The 14856-nt window shown below is 65.4% G+C and carries 14 protein-coding genes; 9 read left to right on the top strand and 5 right to left on the bottom strand.

The features are described from left to right. Nucleotides 1-538 precede the first annotated feature (538 nt). Together ACWCO2_RS09015 and ACWCO2_RS09010 are read right to left on the bottom strand one after the other, a co-directional pair. Complete coding sequence (locus ACWCO2_RS09015) at nt 539-817, bottom strand: type II toxin-antitoxin system RelE family toxin (RefSeq protein WP_450127168.1); 279 nt, start codon at nt 815-817, stop codon at nt 539-541. Beyond that, the gene (locus tag ACWCO2_RS09010) at nt 814-1113 is read right to left on the bottom strand and encodes a hypothetical protein (RefSeq protein ID WP_450127167.1); all 300 of its coding nucleotides are present in this window, start codon (nt 1111-1113) and stop codon (nt 814-816) included. Before ACWCO2_RS09010 ends, ACWCO2_RS09015 begins: the two co-directional genes overlap by 4 nt. Nucleotides 1114-1333: 220 nt before the next feature. Between ACWCO2_RS09010 and ACWCO2_RS09005 the strand changes: the two genes are divergently transcribed. Beyond that, nucleotides 1334-1780 (top strand): GNAT family N-acetyltransferase, encoded by a 447-nt coding sequence (locus ACWCO2_RS09005; protein WP_450127166.1) that lies wholly within the window; start codon nt 1334-1336, stop codon nt 1778-1780. 373 nt (nt 1781-2153) lie between these two features. Here the strand turns inward: ACWCO2_RS09005 and ACWCO2_RS09000 are convergent, their stop codons facing one another. Next, complete coding sequence (locus ACWCO2_RS09000; protein WP_450127165.1) at nt 2154-2627, bottom strand: DUF6247 family protein; 474 nt, start codon at nt 2625-2627, stop codon at nt 2154-2156. A gap of 96 nt (nt 2628-2723) precedes the next feature. Here ACWCO2_RS09000 and ACWCO2_RS08995 point away from each other — a divergent pair, with 96 nt between their 5' ends. The 6 genes from ACWCO2_RS08995 (at nt 2724) to thpD (ending at nt 8128) form a co-directional block, all read left to right on the top strand. Further along, nucleotides 2724-3206, top strand: a complete 483-nt coding sequence (locus ACWCO2_RS08995; RefSeq protein ID WP_450127164.1) for a DUF2127 domain-containing protein — start codon at nt 2724-2726, stop codon at nt 3204-3206. A 304-nt stretch (nt 3207-3510) separates the two neighbouring features. Then, entirely contained in the window at nt 3511-4233 is a 723-nt protein-coding gene (locus ACWCO2_RS08990) for a S1 family peptidase (RefSeq protein WP_450127163.1), read from the top strand. A gap of 405 nt (nt 4234-4638) precedes the next feature. After that, nucleotides 4639-5145: a diaminobutyrate acetyltransferase gene (gene ectA, locus ACWCO2_RS08985; RefSeq protein ID WP_450127277.1), complete on the top strand. Its 507-nt coding sequence runs from the start codon at nt 4639-4641 to the stop codon at nt 5143-5145. 64 nt (nt 5146-5209) lie between these two features. Further along, nucleotides 5210-6457 (top strand): diaminobutyrate--2-oxoglutarate transaminase, encoded by a 1248-nt coding sequence (gene ectB, locus ACWCO2_RS08980; protein WP_450127162.1) that lies wholly within the window; start codon nt 5210-5212, stop codon nt 6455-6457. A 151-nt stretch (nt 6458-6608) separates the two neighbouring features. Continuing rightward, nucleotides 6609-7019 (top strand): ectoine synthase, encoded by a 411-nt coding sequence (locus tag ACWCO2_RS08975; protein WP_450127161.1) that lies wholly within the window; start codon nt 6609-6611, stop codon nt 7017-7019. A 206-nt stretch (nt 7020-7225) separates the two neighbouring features. Next, the gene (gene thpD / locus ACWCO2_RS08970) at nt 7226-8128 is read left to right on the top strand and encodes an ectoine hydroxylase (RefSeq protein WP_450127160.1); all 903 of its coding nucleotides are present in this window, start codon (nt 7226-7228) and stop codon (nt 8126-8128) included. A gap of 201 nt (nt 8129-8329) precedes the next feature. Here thpD and ACWCO2_RS08965 read toward each other — a convergent pair whose 3' ends face one another. Continuing rightward, nucleotides 8330-9607 (bottom strand): alginate O-acetyltransferase AlgX-related protein, encoded by a 1278-nt coding sequence (locus ACWCO2_RS08965; protein WP_450127159.1) that lies wholly within the window; start codon nt 9605-9607, stop codon nt 8330-8332. A 2036-nt stretch (nt 9608-11643) separates the two neighbouring features. Here ACWCO2_RS08965 and ACWCO2_RS08960 point away from each other — a divergent pair. Beyond that, nucleotides 11644-11826, top strand: coding sequence for a hypothetical protein (locus ACWCO2_RS08960; protein WP_450127158.1), 183 nt, complete (start codon nt 11644-11646; stop codon nt 11824-11826). Between the two features lie 346 nt (nt 11827-12172). Here the strand turns inward: ACWCO2_RS08960 and ACWCO2_RS08955 are convergent, their stop codons facing one another. Next, a complete protein-coding gene (locus tag ACWCO2_RS08955; protein WP_450127157.1) occupies nt 12173-13606 on the bottom strand; it encodes an MBOAT family O-acyltransferase in 1434 nt (477 codons plus the stop codon). A 214-nt stretch (nt 13607-13820) separates the two neighbouring features. Between ACWCO2_RS08955 and ACWCO2_RS08950 the strand changes: the two genes are divergently transcribed. After that, nucleotides 13821-14642 (top strand): phospholipid scramblase-related protein, encoded by an 822-nt coding sequence (locus ACWCO2_RS08950; protein ID WP_450127156.1) that lies wholly within the window; start codon nt 13821-13823, stop codon nt 14640-14642. Nucleotides 14643-14856 lie beyond the last annotated feature (214 nt).

Genomic DNA, 14856 nt, shown 5'->3' with positions numbered 1-14856 from the left:
GGCCTCCGGACGAAGCCCCCACAGCCTGTCACCTACCGCACAAAACCCCAGGTAGGCACCACCGTCACCCAGGTGAACGTCAATTTCGCGAGAAATTGACACACCCCAACCCCAGCCGAGCTCCCCGCAGGCAGGGGCTCCGGCGGCTCTTGCCCTCGCCTCCCGCACGATCTACGCGCTGCGGAGGGATCATCTAGCCCCGCAAGCGCAACTCCGCGTAGCGCAAGATCACGATTCCGCACTCGGAGCGCCATCCCCCCGACGACTTCCACCGGGACAGGTGTCGAGGACACCGAGGAGTCACCCCCAGCGTCACTGCTCGACTTGACGATGTTGCGCGACGAGGATCAGCCCTCGGCGACCGGGAGTCGACGAAGATGCTCGAACGGCGGATCGAGAAACTCACCTAGGAGGGCTACATGCGAGCCGCGGGACTTGGGCCTGTCACCTGGAGAAAGTCCAGCCGCACGACCGGCAACAACAACTGCGACGAACGAACCGACAGGACCGAGGGCTGCGGGGCTGCGGGGCTGCGGATCTAGGACGGCCGGTACGCATCCCGGCGATGAGCGACGGTCACGACAGTAACCGTGATCTGGCCATCATCGATCGAGTAAAGAGCTCGGTACTCACCGCGGCGCGTGCTGCACAGGCCGTCGAACGGCACGTCCAAGCGTTTTCCGAGACGGTGGGGATTGTCGGCGACCGGGCCGGTCAGATGGTCGTGCATGGCCATGGCGGCAGCCAATGGCAAGCGGTTCATCTGGCGACGCGCGGCAGCGGTGTAGACGACCGTGTAGCTGCCGCGCCAGCTCACTCGTTGTCCCGCCTCGCTTGCAGATCAGCGGCCATCTGGTCGGCGGAAACGGTGCGCCCGGCGGTCACATCGGCGAGCCCTTCGCGCAGGTCTCGGATGAGGTCGGAGTCGGAAAGCACTTCGATCGTCTCGCGCAGTCGGTCGATCTCGCCTGACGGCACCACATCCGCGACGTGTTCGCCGTGCGCGACGACCGGCACCGTTTCACCGTGCTCGGCCCTGCGAACAGCATCCGTCCACGACGACAATGCCTCGCCCACCACATCAGCGGACACGCTCACCGGCTGCTCCCTCATGCTTCTTATTCTGCTGCATCTCCAGAGATGCCGACCAGCTTCGAGACTCAGGAGAAGGCCGGCGCGACCTGTCTACCGACTCCGGAGCGCTCCAGCACTGATCTTGCGAAATTGGTATTTACCAATTATTGCTCCGGCGGCCGAAACAACACCGTCACACCGAAATTTCACCTGTGAAACCCGGCCCCCGGACGATGCAGGCGGCGAGAGGAGCGGTGCAGTGGAGATCGTCGTCGACGACCTGTCCGGACCGGAGATCGCCGAGTTCCTCACCGCCCACGTCGACCAGCTGCGGGCGATCTCCCCACCGGAGAGCACGCACGTGCTCGACCTCGACGAGCTGCGCCGACCCGAGGTCACGTTCTGGTCGATGTGCGAGGCCGGCGACGCCGTGATCGGCTGCGCAGCGCTCAAGGAGCTGGACGCCGACCACGCGGAGCTGAAGTCGATGCGATCGCGCCGACGCACCAGAACCGCGGCCTGGCGTGCCCACATCACGACGTCGGCGCAGCAGCGCGGATTCTCCCAGCTGAGCCTGGAAACCGGGTCCTTCGACTTCTTCGAACCCGCTTGCCGCCTCTACGCCAAGCACGGGTTCACCCCCTGCGAGCCCTTCGCGGACTACCAGCCGGACCCCAACAACGTCTTCCTGACGAAGTTGCTGTGATCACCAACGCCGGGCGAATCGGTTCACTCGGTGGCTTTGGGATGAGCATTGCCCGTCAGCACGATCCACACGGTGCGCCGTGGAACGTCCACGAGGTACCAGATCCGACCTCCGCCGGTCACCTCGATCTGCCATCGCGGGTACTCGCGGCCTTCGAAAGTGCCGACGGCGAGCGAACCGCGGAGCCGATGCTGCCGCGGCGTTTCGACAGCAGGCTCAGGAGCGATGCTCAGCTGCTCCCAAGTTCGCCGGGTGTTTCCAGGCGCCTGCTGGCACAGTTCGTCCCACCCTTTGCCAGCGTCGTTGTTGCCGCACCGAACTTCCCAGTGATCAGGCCCGGCAGGCGGAGCGACTCGCTGTTTGCGCTTCGTGGTCATACGGCTGGCGGCTCCGTCGCCAGACCGTGGTCGGCGGCGTCCGCGGTCAAGCGGGCGTACAGCTCCGGATCTGCATAAACCTCAGCGGTGTGCCGCCACGCGGCGATCACGCTGGCCACGGGAGCTGGGTTGTCGACCGCGTCAGCCGCGCGGAGCGTGTCCACCAGCTCCACCACGAATGCCCGCACGTCTTCGGCAGGCAGGAACCTGACCCAGGGGAACGCTTCCGGAACGACATCGACCAGCAACGACAAGGCGGCACCGTCGCGCTGCATCATGGCGACGAAGATCCGCGTGGCCGCCGAGACGACTTCGGTCTCCTGTTCAGCCCTCGTGGCCGTGGTGAGCATGAGGTCATCGGCGTCGCGACGACGCAGCCGCAGCTCGCGTGCTGACGAGAGCCTCGCAACTGTGGCCTTCGGATGATTGATGAGCTCCGAAAACGGAGTCTCCACCGTACTGCTCGACATACTTTCAAACTACCTTGAAAGTCATGCGTCGACAATCGCGATGAGATCGCTCGCTGGCGTCCGGCTGATCTGGATCAGTGCGCGCATGATGGATCTGTGCCCGAGCAGAAGACGTTGACCGACAAGCTCTTCCTGGTCGCCATCCTGGCCAAGGGACTGGATGGCGCGGTGCAGCTGATCGGCGGGATCGTGCTGATCTTCGCGCGGCCGGAGACCCTCACCCGTCTCGCGCACGCGGTCGTCACGCGCGACCTGGTCGGACCGCCCGCAGGGCCGCTGGCCGGGCACTTCGAGCAGGCGATCGAGCACTTCGCCAACGGCGGCCGCGCGTTCGTGATCTTCTACTTGATCCTGCACGGCGTGATCAAGCTCGGCCTGGTGCTCGCCCTGCTCCGCAAGGTCCTGCCGATGTACCCGGTGGCCGCGGCGGCGCTGGGCCTGTTCGTCCTCTTCGAGATCCTCCGCGCGGTGCAGACCCGTTCGATCGTGCTCCCGCTGCTCGCCGCGCTGGATGTGGCGATCATCGTCCTGGTCATCAAGGAGTACCGGGAGCTCCGCCAGCAGCAGCAAGAGCAGTGATCGTCAGACACGCCTGCGCAGCACCAGGAGGAGCGGCCAGGCGCAGCGCACGCGGAGCGCAGGAGTCCTCTTAGGACGGCGCAGATCAACGATCTCGGCGCGTCCGGATGATCCGCCATCGATCAGTGCGGGAAATCCGGGAATTCGCTGCGTTTTCCCGGAACCGCGCCTTGATCATTTTCCATCCCGTTCGCCATTTATTTGGCGAGTTGTCTCCAACAAATGGACATAATCACTCGATCGAGTGAAGAGTGCATTTCGGTTCGAAACCAGCTGCGTTCCTCGCGAACCGAAGGAGATCAGCGTGTCGCTCGCCCGAAACCTCGCAGGCGTCGTCGGGGCCGCGCTGGCCGCCGCGGCGTTCACCGCCCCGGCCCAGGCCGCCGAGTCCCACGCCGCGGACGTCCAGCCCAACATCATCGACGGCCGAGAGGTGGACAGCGCACCGTGGGCCGCCCGGCTGTTCGCCGACGGCCAGGAGAACTGCACCGCCACCATCATCGCGCCGGAGTGGATCCTCACCGCGCAGCACTGCGTCGCCGGCGGCGGGCAGCTGAGCTTCAACATCGGCGACGTCGACCAGACCAAGGGCGAGCACGCCGAGGCCAAGCAGGGGGGCGTGGTCATCCACGACACCGCCGACCTCGCCCTGGTCAACATCGACCACGCGGTGCAGACCGAGTACTCGCCGCTGGGCTCGACCGGCGACGTCCAGAACGGCCAGACGGTGCAGACCTACGGCTGGGGCGCCACCTGCACCGACAAGCCCGAGATCGAGTGCCAGTCGCAGATCCTCAAGGTCGCCGACGTCGACGTCACCGACATCGCCTGCAGCGACTACCGCGGCGGCACCGCCGTGTGCGCGAGCCGCGGCGACGGCATCCCGGCCGGCGGCGACTCCGGCGGCCCGATGTTCTCCGGGAACGTGCAGGTCGGCGTGGCTTCCACCAGCGACCGGCAGAGCACCACGGCCTACACCAACATCACCGAGTACCGCGACTGGATCCAGTCCGTGGCGGGCGTGTAGGTCCGACGCGCTCCTCGGCGGTCCGCTCGGGTGCACACCGACACCCGAGCGGACCGCTCGCGTTTGGATTTCACTCGATCCGATCAGTTTTTTCAGCTATCGAAAATCATCTTGGCGAGGCACGCGGAACAGTCCGCGAATTCAACGTTTTCGCAGGTCAGACAGTAAAGTAAAGAATGATCGACAATACTCATCAGCGCGCGGTTAACATCACGCCGGATCGCAAATCAACGTTTCTGTAGTGCTCATCACGTGTAAAATTGCGTCTCACCTGGTAGATGACTAGTTATCGCGTCGAGAGCCTGACGCGTTACGGATGTTCTGTTAAGTTGGCGAAGTATGACCGGCGACAAACCGAGCCATAACAACGACAAGCGGAATGGCGGAAGCGGTTCAGCCGGGCGGTTGGAGATCGACACTCCGGTCGTCGCGGACGGCCCTGAGCTCTACCGGATCACTTGCGATTCGGCAGTGCTCGATGTGAACTCGTCCTACGCATATCTGTTGTGGTGCCGAGACTTCGCGCAGACCTCAGCGGTGGCGCGCATCGACGGTGCGGTCGTGGGATTCGTGACCGGATACATCCGGCCCGATGCCCCGGACACCCTCGTGGTGTGGCAGATCGCCGTCGATGCCTCCCAGCGCGGTGGTGGCGTGGCAGGCCGGCTCCTCGGACACCTGGTGGACCGAGTGCAGCCGCGCGGCATCCGCTACCTGGAGACGACGATCACCGCGGACAACGCCGCCTCGATCAAGCTGTTCACCGCGCTGGCGCGCAACCGCGCGACGGAGATCGAGCGCAGCGAGCTGTTCACCGCCGACCTGTTCCCGGATGCGCACCTGGGGGAGGACCTGTACCGCATCGGGCCGTTCGCGGCGGCCCCCGCCACAGCGGCCGCAACCGACCGCTGACGCACGGAATCTTGCCTGTTGCCGAGGCGCGCCAGGAGTGCGCAGCCCGGCCGAACGGAGGATCGTGAACGACATCTTCGCAACCCTGGAATCCGAAGTACGCAGCTACTGCAGAACGTGGCCGACGGTGTTCGACCGCGCGTCCGGCAGCTACCTGTACGACCAGGACGGCACCGCCTACCTGGACTTCTTCGCCGGTGCCGGCGCACTCAACTACGGGCACAACAACCCGGTGCTGAAACGCAAACTCCTCGAGTACATCGAGCGGGACGGCGTCACCCACGGCCTCGACCAGTCCACTGTGGCCAAGGGCGAGTTCCTGAAGTCCTTCCAGGAGAACGTCCTCGAGCGCCGCGGGCTGAACTACAAGGTCCAGTTCCCCGGCCCGACCGGCACCAACTCGGTCGAGTCGGCGCTGAAGCTGGTCCGCAAGATCACCGGTCGCGAGTCGATCATCAGCTTCACCAACGCCTTCCACGGCATGACGCTGGGTTCGCTGTCGGTCACCGGCAACTCGATGAAGCGCGGCGGCGCGGGCATCCCGCTGGTGCACGCCACGCCGATGCCCTACGACGACTACTTCGACGGCCAGGTCCCCGACTTCCTGTACTTCGAGAAGATGCTCGAGGACAGCGGTAGTGGCCTGAACGAGCCGGCCGCGGTGATCGTCGAGACGCTGCAGGGCGAGGGCGGCATCAACTCGTCCCGGCCGGAGTGGCTGCGCGGGCTCTACGACCTGTGCCAGAAGCACGGCATGCTGATGATCGTCGACGACGTGCAGATGGGCTGCGGCCGCACCGGGCCGTTCTTCAGCTTCGAAGAGGCCGGCATCCAGCCCGACATCGTCTGCCTGTCGAAGTCCATCGGCGGCTACGGCATGCCGCTGGCGCTGACGCTGATCAAGCCGGAGCACGACGTGTGGGAGCCGGGCGAGCACAACGGCACCTTCCGCGGCAACAACCCGGCGTTCATCACCGCCACCGAGGCGCTGGAGCAGTACTGGTCCGACGACGCGCTGGAGAAGTCGACCATCGCCAAGGGCGAGCGGGTCGGCGCGGTGCTGGAGGAGATCGCCGCCGAGCACGGTGGCGCGATCGCCAAGGGCCGCGGCCTGGCGCGCGGTATCGGCTTCGACGACCTCAACGTGGCGGGCAAGGTCTCCAAGGCCGCGTTCGACCGCAAACTGCTGGTGGAGACCTCCGGTCCGTCCAGCGAGGTCCTCAAGCTCATGCCGCCGCTGACCATCTCGGACGACGAGCTCGAGAAGGGCCTGAAGATCATCCGCGACTCGGTCCGCTCCGTGCTCGCCTGATCGAATCCGCTGACGACGCCCGCAGGTTCTCAGGACGCTCCGCGTGCCTGAGCGTCCATCGAGGACAGTTCTGAGAATCTGCTTCTGTGCCAGTCGCGAGGTGCGCCCACGCGGCGCGCGCGAACTCAACTGAGAACAACTTGGAGGAAACGTGATCGTCCGGCACCTGTCGGAAATCGAGGACACCGACGCCGACATCAAGTCGGAGAACTGGCGCAGCAAGCGGATCATCCTGGCCAAGGACAAGCTCGGCTTCTCGGTGCACGAGACCACGCTCTACGCGGGCACGGTGAACGACTTCTGGTACGCCAACCACATCGAAGCCGTGTTCATCACCGAGGGTGAGGGCGAGGTCGAGAACAAGGCGACCGGCGAGGTGCACCAGCTCAAGCCGGGTTCGATCTACGTGCTCAACAACGCCGACAAGCACCAGGTCCGGCCGCGCACCCAGATGAAGACCGTCTGCGTCTTCAACCCGCCGGTGACCGGCCGCGAGGTGCACGACGAGAACGGCGTGTACCCGCTGGTCATCGAAGAGGAGGAGGCCGCCGCGGCCAAGTGATGGCCTGACGGCTTTTTTTCTTCGCCCGTGGCGGGTAACCGATGCCCGGTTGCCCGCCACGCGCACAACTGGTCTCCCCCGCGCAGCGCCGTGGGGGATTGCGGGCGCACCGCGCGTGCGCCGCTTCTAACCGAGGAACCGAGAAATGGCGGCGGTGCCGAAGGCATCAGCCGCTCCGGCGGGAATTCGCGAAGGAGGCGCAAACCATGACCGTCGCTGATCTCAGCACCCAGGACCGCTACCCGACGCGGGTGGGCGCTTCGCCTGCGCCGATCGATCGGGTCGACCCCACCGTGTGGCCAGGCGTGGACGCGGGACCGGCCAGCCCGGAGGAACTCCGGGCGCACGAGATCAAGGGCTTCCACGTCGTGGAGGGGATGCTGTCCCCGGCCGAGGTGCAAACCTATTGGCAGGAGCTGGAACGGCTCACCAGCGACCCTCGGGTGCGGGCTGACGAGCGCACGATCATCGAGCGATCGTCGAACGAGGTCCGCTCGATCTTCGAAGTGCACCGGATGAGCGAGCTGATCGCCGAGCTGGCCCGCGATCCGCGGGTGCTCGACCGGGCGCGGCAGATCCTCGGCTCGGACGTGTACGTGCACCAGAGCCGGATCAACTACATGCCGGGTTACCGCGGCACCGGCTTCTACTGGCACTCTGATTTCGAGACCTGGCACGCCGAAGACGGCCTACCGGCGATGCGCGCGGTCAGCATCTCGATCGCCCTGACGGACAACTACCCGTTCAACGGCGGTCTGATGATTATGCCGGGATCGCACCGGACTTTCGTCCCCTGCACGGGCGAAACACCGGAGGACAACTACAAGTCGTCCCTCAAGGAACAGCGGGTCGGGGTCCCTGCCGAGGACGACATCACCCGGCTGGCTTATGAGTACGGGGTCGAGCAGTTCACCGGGCCGGCGGGCTCGGCGCTGTGGTTCGACGCGAACTGCATGCACGCGTCGAGCAACAACATCACGCCGTACCCCCGCTCGAACATCTTCCTGGTGTTCAACAGCGTCGAGAACGCACCGACCGACCCGTTCTCGGCACCAGAACCACGCCCACCGTTCATCGCATCCCGAAACCACACTCCCCTAACCCGCTAAACCCCGGGTCGTGAGGGCGGAAGCGCCCTCAACCACGCCTCCGCCCTCACGACCCGGCTGGGCGACAAGTGGTCAATTTCGCGAGAAATTGACACCCCCTCCCACCGCGCAACCCTCGCTACCTGGGGTTTTCCGGATCTGGTGGGGTTTCCAAATTTCCCTAAAGTTGGGATCCGGCACTCTCCGGCGTGTCGGGAGGGGTCAGCGGACGGGGTGGGCTGCCAGGACTTCGCCGACCTTGTCCGCCACAGCCGGGTCGAGCATCGGGTAGCGGCCTCCGGCGACGAAGCGCTCGGAGAGCTCGAGGGTCACGACCTCGCCCTCCGCCAGGAGTTGGCCGGTCGCCTCCGGGTCGAGGGCGACCTGGTCCGGGTGGACGATCGTGACGTCGGTGAACGTCGCCGCCAGGTACGGACTCGCGAACTGGGTGAACGAGTCGCCGATCATGCGCATCGGCTCGGTGACCATGCCCGGCTTCGGCGGCGAGTCCAGGTGCAGCGGTTCGTGGAAGTCGCTGGGCTTGAACTGGGTGTTGTCCACGTCGCTGCCGTCGGGCGCCAGCGAGTACGCCTGGATCGGCACGGTGCGGTCCTGCCCCTGCAGGTCCGGGATGTCCGCGCTGTGCGGGTACTGCCGCGACGGCCGGACCTTCCAGTCACTCGTCACTCCCGGCTGCAACCGTTCGGCGAGCTGGTAGGCCATGGTGATGCCGCCCTCGTGCGTCCAGTGCGTGTCGATGTCGTGGTAGATCGGCCGCTGGTTGCGGGCCGCCACGTCGCGCAGCTGCTTGCGCATGTCCAGCGCCCCGGTCTCGCCGGGCACCCGCTTCCAGAACTCCTCGCGGGCCTTCGTCGAGCAGTCCTGCCCGGCATAGCGGTCCGGCATGTTCTCCGGGTACACAGTGGACTTGTCGGGCGCGATGACCAGCTGGAACTTCCGCCCGGAGGCTTCCACCACAGAGCGCCAGCGGCGCAGCCCGGCGATCACGTCGTCCAACGAGCGCTTCGGCACGCACCGGTAGGACACGTCGTGCCCGAGGTAGAGCCAACCGCCTTTGCCCTCGATGACTGCGGGGAACACGTTCTCGTCGATCTGCGGCTTCTCGTCGACCTGCCCGGCCCCCACCGGCGAGGTGTGCGAACCGCCGTCCAGCCGAGCGGGTTCGCCGAAGATCCCGCGGCTGAGCGCGTCCACCGACTGCACTGCGTCCTTCCGGAACGGCAGGTTGTCAGTGGCCCAGGCGTTCAGCCCGGTGAAGAAACCCCAACCGTCGGTGATGCTCGGGAACGCCGCCAGCGGCCGGTTCTCCAGCTGCGTCGGCCGAGCCCCGAACACCCAGCTCGTCAGGGGTGCGGTGAAGAACAGGACGGCGCACACCAGCGCGGCGAGCTGCCGCCTGCCGTGCCGCGGCCGGTGCAGCGGATGTTCCCGCGGCAACCACGCCTCGTGGACCGGGGGGAAGTTCTTCTGCCGCGACACACCCCAACGTTAACCGGCCACGCACCGCGACCGATCGAAAACGCCAGGATCAGAACTGGTAGTTCTGAGGGCCCGAAGATCGCGACCAGCGCGGGCAACCGCCTATAAGACTCTGACCTGCACGAGTCGGCAGTTGACGGTTGTTGATGTCTGGTGTCGTTAGTGGGCCTAGAGACGGCCTGACGGCGGCCTGAGAGCTCCAGTGAGCGGATGCTCCAGCCGGTTGCCCTGCGGAGAGAGCCACGGATCATCGAACCCTGAACTCGCGGATCACGTTTCCAAAGTAGACAATGCTTGCCGTCGTCTGCCGACACCCCTGGTTATCTGGGAAAACCCCGAAATCTGATCTCGCTTCGTCTACCGACGTTTGACGTTGGTTGCGGGTGATTCTTGGCAATTCTTTGGCAATCCGCCGCTTTCAGGCCCTACAGCACGGCAGCTGAATCCCCACCCCCTGCTGGGCCTGGACGTGTGAGCCAAAGAGTAGCTCGTTCGGGGCCGTGTATTGAAGGAGACGATGGGAGCGTGGACGAGAAGACAAAGGCCGAGCTTCGCGTGAAGGCCGCAAGCGGTGCAGTGTACGCACACGCCGAGCGTGCCGCGGATGAGTCGGAAGCGAGAGTCGCCCGCGGCCGGCTAGCTGAGGCGCTTGCGGCATACCGCCGGATTCTGCGACAGGATCGCTGAGAGCAGGCGCCCGACCACCCAGTGCCCCACTCCACCCCAACGCGAGTTCGGTCGACCGCCAGGCGACGAAGCCAGCTCATCTGATGCAATGGTGTGACCCACGACGCGCCATAGGTGATCGATTTCGACCTAAAAACGACTCGATTGCGGCGCCCTGACCTCGGGAATTACCCCGCATCGGCCGACCGGCGTATGACGTTATGTGCCAATAGTCACATACGCTGGCGTTCGCCTTTCTGTTTGTGCAAGCCGTATCGTTCTGATCAACCGAGATCCACTCGGTTGCCATCTGTGAGAACGCCAGGCAATACGTCTACTTCCTCCGACTCTGTCGAGTCGGGGCGACTCCGGACGTGGAGCAAGCCACAAGGGGTTTGCTCCCCTAACGGAGGAGGTAGAGCCGCATTGGCCACCGTTCGCCACGGAAAGCGACACCGCAAGGTTTCGCGCCCCACCCAAGAAGAAAGCCGGACCCGCAGCTTGGTCGGCGCAGGGATCCGGCTCCTTCTCTGGATGGCTTGGCAGGAAGTTCGCACCCAAGTTGCCCAGTGGTTGCGTGACCACCTGGGCTGGCTGCCCTTCCAGTAGCACCACCTGCGGCCCGGCCGGTGTTCTCACCACTGGTCGGGCCCTCTACCAGCTGCACCAAGTGACCAAACCACGTTGGGCAGACCTGTCGGATGCTAGCTACTGACCAGTCCATCTGCTACATCGGAACCTGCAGGAAATCCGTTTCACCGCTGTCTGGGCCAATGGACCACAAGCAGGTGACCCGTGCCCAAGGCGACGGTTCGTGACCTACGGGGATAAGCAAGACGACCACCCTCGCAGCGTGCCCAGCATCGTTCTTTGACGGCCCGCCCAAGCGACCGCCTGCAGCCGGGACACCAGGCTCAAGGCCTCCACTTCTGCGGCTCCTGCGGGGCCGCCCTTGATGAAGTAGAGAAAGTTTAGACACGTGTGCCGACGATGCCGCCCAACAGAGTCCTGAGAGGAGTCCCGCAGGGCTCAGGAGATGACGACTTCGAGAACGGCGATCCGGTTGCCATCGCTCTGGCTGGACTGCCCACCGCACAGAGGTCCGCCCCACGATCGGTCCCCATCAGCAAAAACAAAAGCCCGGGGACGGCGGTCTCAGACCTGTCCCGGGCTCCTGTTAATCTCTCTTCTTGATCTCTGGCGAGGAGATAGCGAAGGGAGGAAGTTCGCATGTGGCTGCGTTGCGCGCCAGACGCCGGTGTAGCACCACCGGCCCCTAGCCACCACGAACAATACACGAGGCTGCAAACATCGCAACACCGAGTCCTGCGATTCCTCCCTGATAGGCAACTACCAGGAAGGATGCAGCATTGCAGAGTTCGCTCAACGTCAACTTCATTTTGGTTGTCGGGCTGATCGCCATGGCGCTGATGTTCGATCGCGACCAGGTCACTATCGGTGCCCTGACGCTCTTGGGGATGCGCCTGCTGGGGCCGGGGGACCCGAAGGGGCGGCACGACGGTGAGCCCAAGCAGATCGACGACGAGGGCTGACCTGTGTCTCAAACACACCTCAGCTAATACGCAGCGACCGGCTGCCCCGTTCACACAAGACGGGGCAGCCGGCGCCCCTCGCAGAAGCAAGAAGCGGGCCGCGTTGCTCGGGTGTCGCAACCGACCCGCGTGGATTCACGTTGAAGGTCTATACGCACCTGATGCCGACCAGCCTGGAGCGGACTCAGCGTGCTGTCGATGCGGTGTTCGGCCGCCACTAACCAACGCCCCGGTCGGGACTCCCCCGATGCGGGGCGTTGGTGCGTTCAGACGGCCTGGATACGGCCTGGCACCCTCAAATACCGCTTATGCAGCACCAAAACGCCAGGTCAGGGCGCCGCCTAAATCAGAACTGGTAGTACAGGAACGGGCTGAAGGAGCCGGTGGCGACGAGGAGGCCGGAGTAGCCGAGGCCGAGGGTCAGGACTCCGATGCGCAGGGCGTAGGCCTGGCGGGTGCGGACCGACTCCAGGAACGGGCCGGTGCCCGAGTTCGCCGGGAGGAACAGCACGATCAGCGCCAGCAGCAGGAACACCAGGCGCTGGTTGGTCACCGAGGCCGACACGATGTCGGTGACACCGGAGAAGTCCGGGAGCAGCATGTGCCCCAGCATCACGAACGCGCTGCTCAGGTCCGGCGAGCGGAAGAACACCCAGCCGATCACCACCAGCAGCAACGTCAGCGCGCGCCGGGCGATCCGAGCGGGAGTGCCCGAAGGCGAGTGGGACCAGCCGAAGGCGCGCTCGATCACCAGCAGAAGACCGTGGAACAGGCCCCACACCAGGTAGGTCCAGGCCGCGCCGTGCCAGAAACCGGTCAGCACGAAGATGATCGCCAGGTTCCGATAGGTGCGGACCTGCCCGTGCCGGTTGCCGCCGAGCGGGATGTAGACGTAGTCGCGGAACCAGCGCGACAGCGACATGTGCCAGCGCCGCCAGAACTCCGTGACGGTCACCGACGAGTACGGCCGCGCGAAGTTCTCCGGCAGCCGGAACCCCAGCATCCGCCCCAAACCGATGGCCATGTCCGAGTAGCCGGAGAAGTCGAAGTACAGCTGCACCGCGTAACCGATCGCGCCGAGCCAGGCGATCGCGAACGTCATGTCCTCGTCCGGAGTCGCGAAGCAGGCGTCCACCATCGGCGCCAGCGTGTCGGCGATGACGACCTTCTTCGTCAACCCCCAGGCGAAGCGCGGAAAACCGGCCGCGATGTCGTCCAGCCGGTGCGTGCGCTGCTGCGGCAGCTGGTCGGCGATCTCCCGGTAGCGCACGATCGGACCCGCCACGAGCTGCGGGAACATCGCGATGTAGGTGATGAACGAAACCGGGTTGCGCAGCGCCGGGCGCTCACCGCGGTAGATGTCCACCACGTAGGAGATGTGGTGGAACGTGTAGAAGGAGATGCCGATCGGCAGCGCCAGGTGCAGCACCGGGAAGTCGCCGCCGAACCAGCTGCTGAGCACCGCCAACTGCTCGGTGGCGAACCCGGCGTACTTCCACACCGCCAGGATCGCCAGGTTGAACGACACGGCGCCGATCAGCACCCATCGCCGCCGGTTCTGCTCGAAGCCCCACTCCACCGGTTCCAGACGCAGCCCGGCGAGGAAGTTCACCACGATGCAGGCCAGCAGCAACAAAGTCGTGCTGCCCGCGCCGCTGGCGTAGAACAGCAGGCTCGCCACCGCGATCACCGCATTGCGCCCGCTGCGCGGCGCGATCAGCACCGCCGCCAGCACAGCTGGCAGGAAGTACCAGAGGAACAGGGGGCTTGCGAACGACATCGGGGCCTCGAGTCGCGGGAGGCCCTCGCCTCCCCTTGGAGCACGGCGGGATTGCTGTCCGGACTTTAGCCGAGCACGGAACGGCACCGCGCCGAAACGCATCGGGCCCAAAACCTGCCTTTGATCCTCTTTGCCCTGACCAGGCAAAACGAGTTCCCGAACAGGCCTTGGAAATGGCGGACAGCCCCCGCACCGATCACTTAGCCTGGACGCCATGAACGCTCCCGCGCCAGGCTGGTACCCCGACCAGGCGGACCAGCGCTACGTCCGCTGGTGGGACGGCCGCCAGTGGACGCAACACGTGCAACCGGCACAAGCACCGGCACCGCAGCCGCAAAGCGACGCCAACGCCGTGGAGATGTCCGTGGGCGGCACCGGCAACGCCGCGTCGATCCAGCACCAGGTCCAGCAGCACGCCGGGGTCGGCGGCCCGGTCGCCGGTGGCGGGGGCACCCTGTTCACCGAACCGGTGCTGGTGATCAACCAGCAGGCCAAGCTGATCGAGATGTCGAACGAGTACGCCATCTACGACCAGCACGGACGCCAGATCGGCGCGGTCGTGCAGGTCGGGCAGAGCGGCGCGCAGAAAGCGCTGCGCGCGTTCACCAAGCTCGACTCGATGATGACGGTCAAGCTGGAGATCCGGGACATCACCGGTCGCCCGGTCCTGCTGCTGACCCGCCCCGCGACGCTCTGGAAGGGCACGGTCCAGGTGAAGCGCCCGGACCAGTCACCGATCGGCGAGATCCGGTTGGCGAACTTCTGGGGCAAGGCGCGCTTCAACTTCGAGATCGGCGGCCAGCGCATCGGCGGTCTGCAGGCCGAGAACCTGCGTGCCTGGGACATCAAGGTCCTCGACCAGGCGGACCAGCCGATCGGCCAGATCAGCAAAACCTGGCAGGGCCTGGCGAAGGCGGCGTTCACCACGGCGGACAACTACGTCCTGCAGATCCACCGCCCGCTCCAGGACCCGCTGCAGAGCATGGTCCTGGCCTCGGCGCTGACCTTCGACACGATCTTCAGCCAGCACCAGTGACCAGAGCGAATGCCCGGGGGATGTGGACAGGTCCCGGGTCCTGTGGACAACTTCCGCAATTTCAATGGAAATTGGATGTCCAATTTCCATTGATCCTTTTTCATCCTGTCCGGCTGGTAACCGCGAAGCACGACCGACACCGCGCAGCGAGGGTCGCATGCGCCGCAGGCGCATAGCCCACCCCCCGCAACCGGCACCGCCGCGGGTTCTCAGA

The sequence above is a fragment of the Saccharopolyspora sp. NPDC002376 genome, assembly GCF_053593195.1.
The sequence above is the reverse complement of the archived record's forward strand: the minus strand, read 5'-3'. Positions and strand labels throughout refer to the sequence as shown.

Bases quoted from the DNA above. Each gene is read 5' to 3' on its own strand.
- ACWCO2_RS09010 (WP_450127167.1), bottom strand. From the start codon at position 1,113: ATGAGGGAGCAGCCGGTGAGCGTGTCCGCTGATGTGGTGGGCGAGGCA.
- ACWCO2_RS09000 (WP_450127165.1), bottom strand. From the start codon at position 2,627: ATGTCGAGCAGTACGGTGGAGACTCCGTTTTCGGAGCTCATCAATCAT.
- thpD (WP_450127160.1), top strand. From the start codon at position 7,226: ATGACCGTCGCTGATCTCAGCACCCAGGACCGCTACCCGACGCGGGTG.
- ACWCO2_RS08955 (WP_450127157.1), bottom strand. From the start codon at position 13,606: ATGTCGTTCGCAAGCCCCCTGTTCCTCTGGTACTTCCTGCCAGCTGTG.
- ACWCO2_RS08950 (WP_450127156.1), top strand. From the start codon at position 13,821: ATGAACGCTCCCGCGCCAGGCTGGTACCCCGACCAGGCGGACCAGCGC.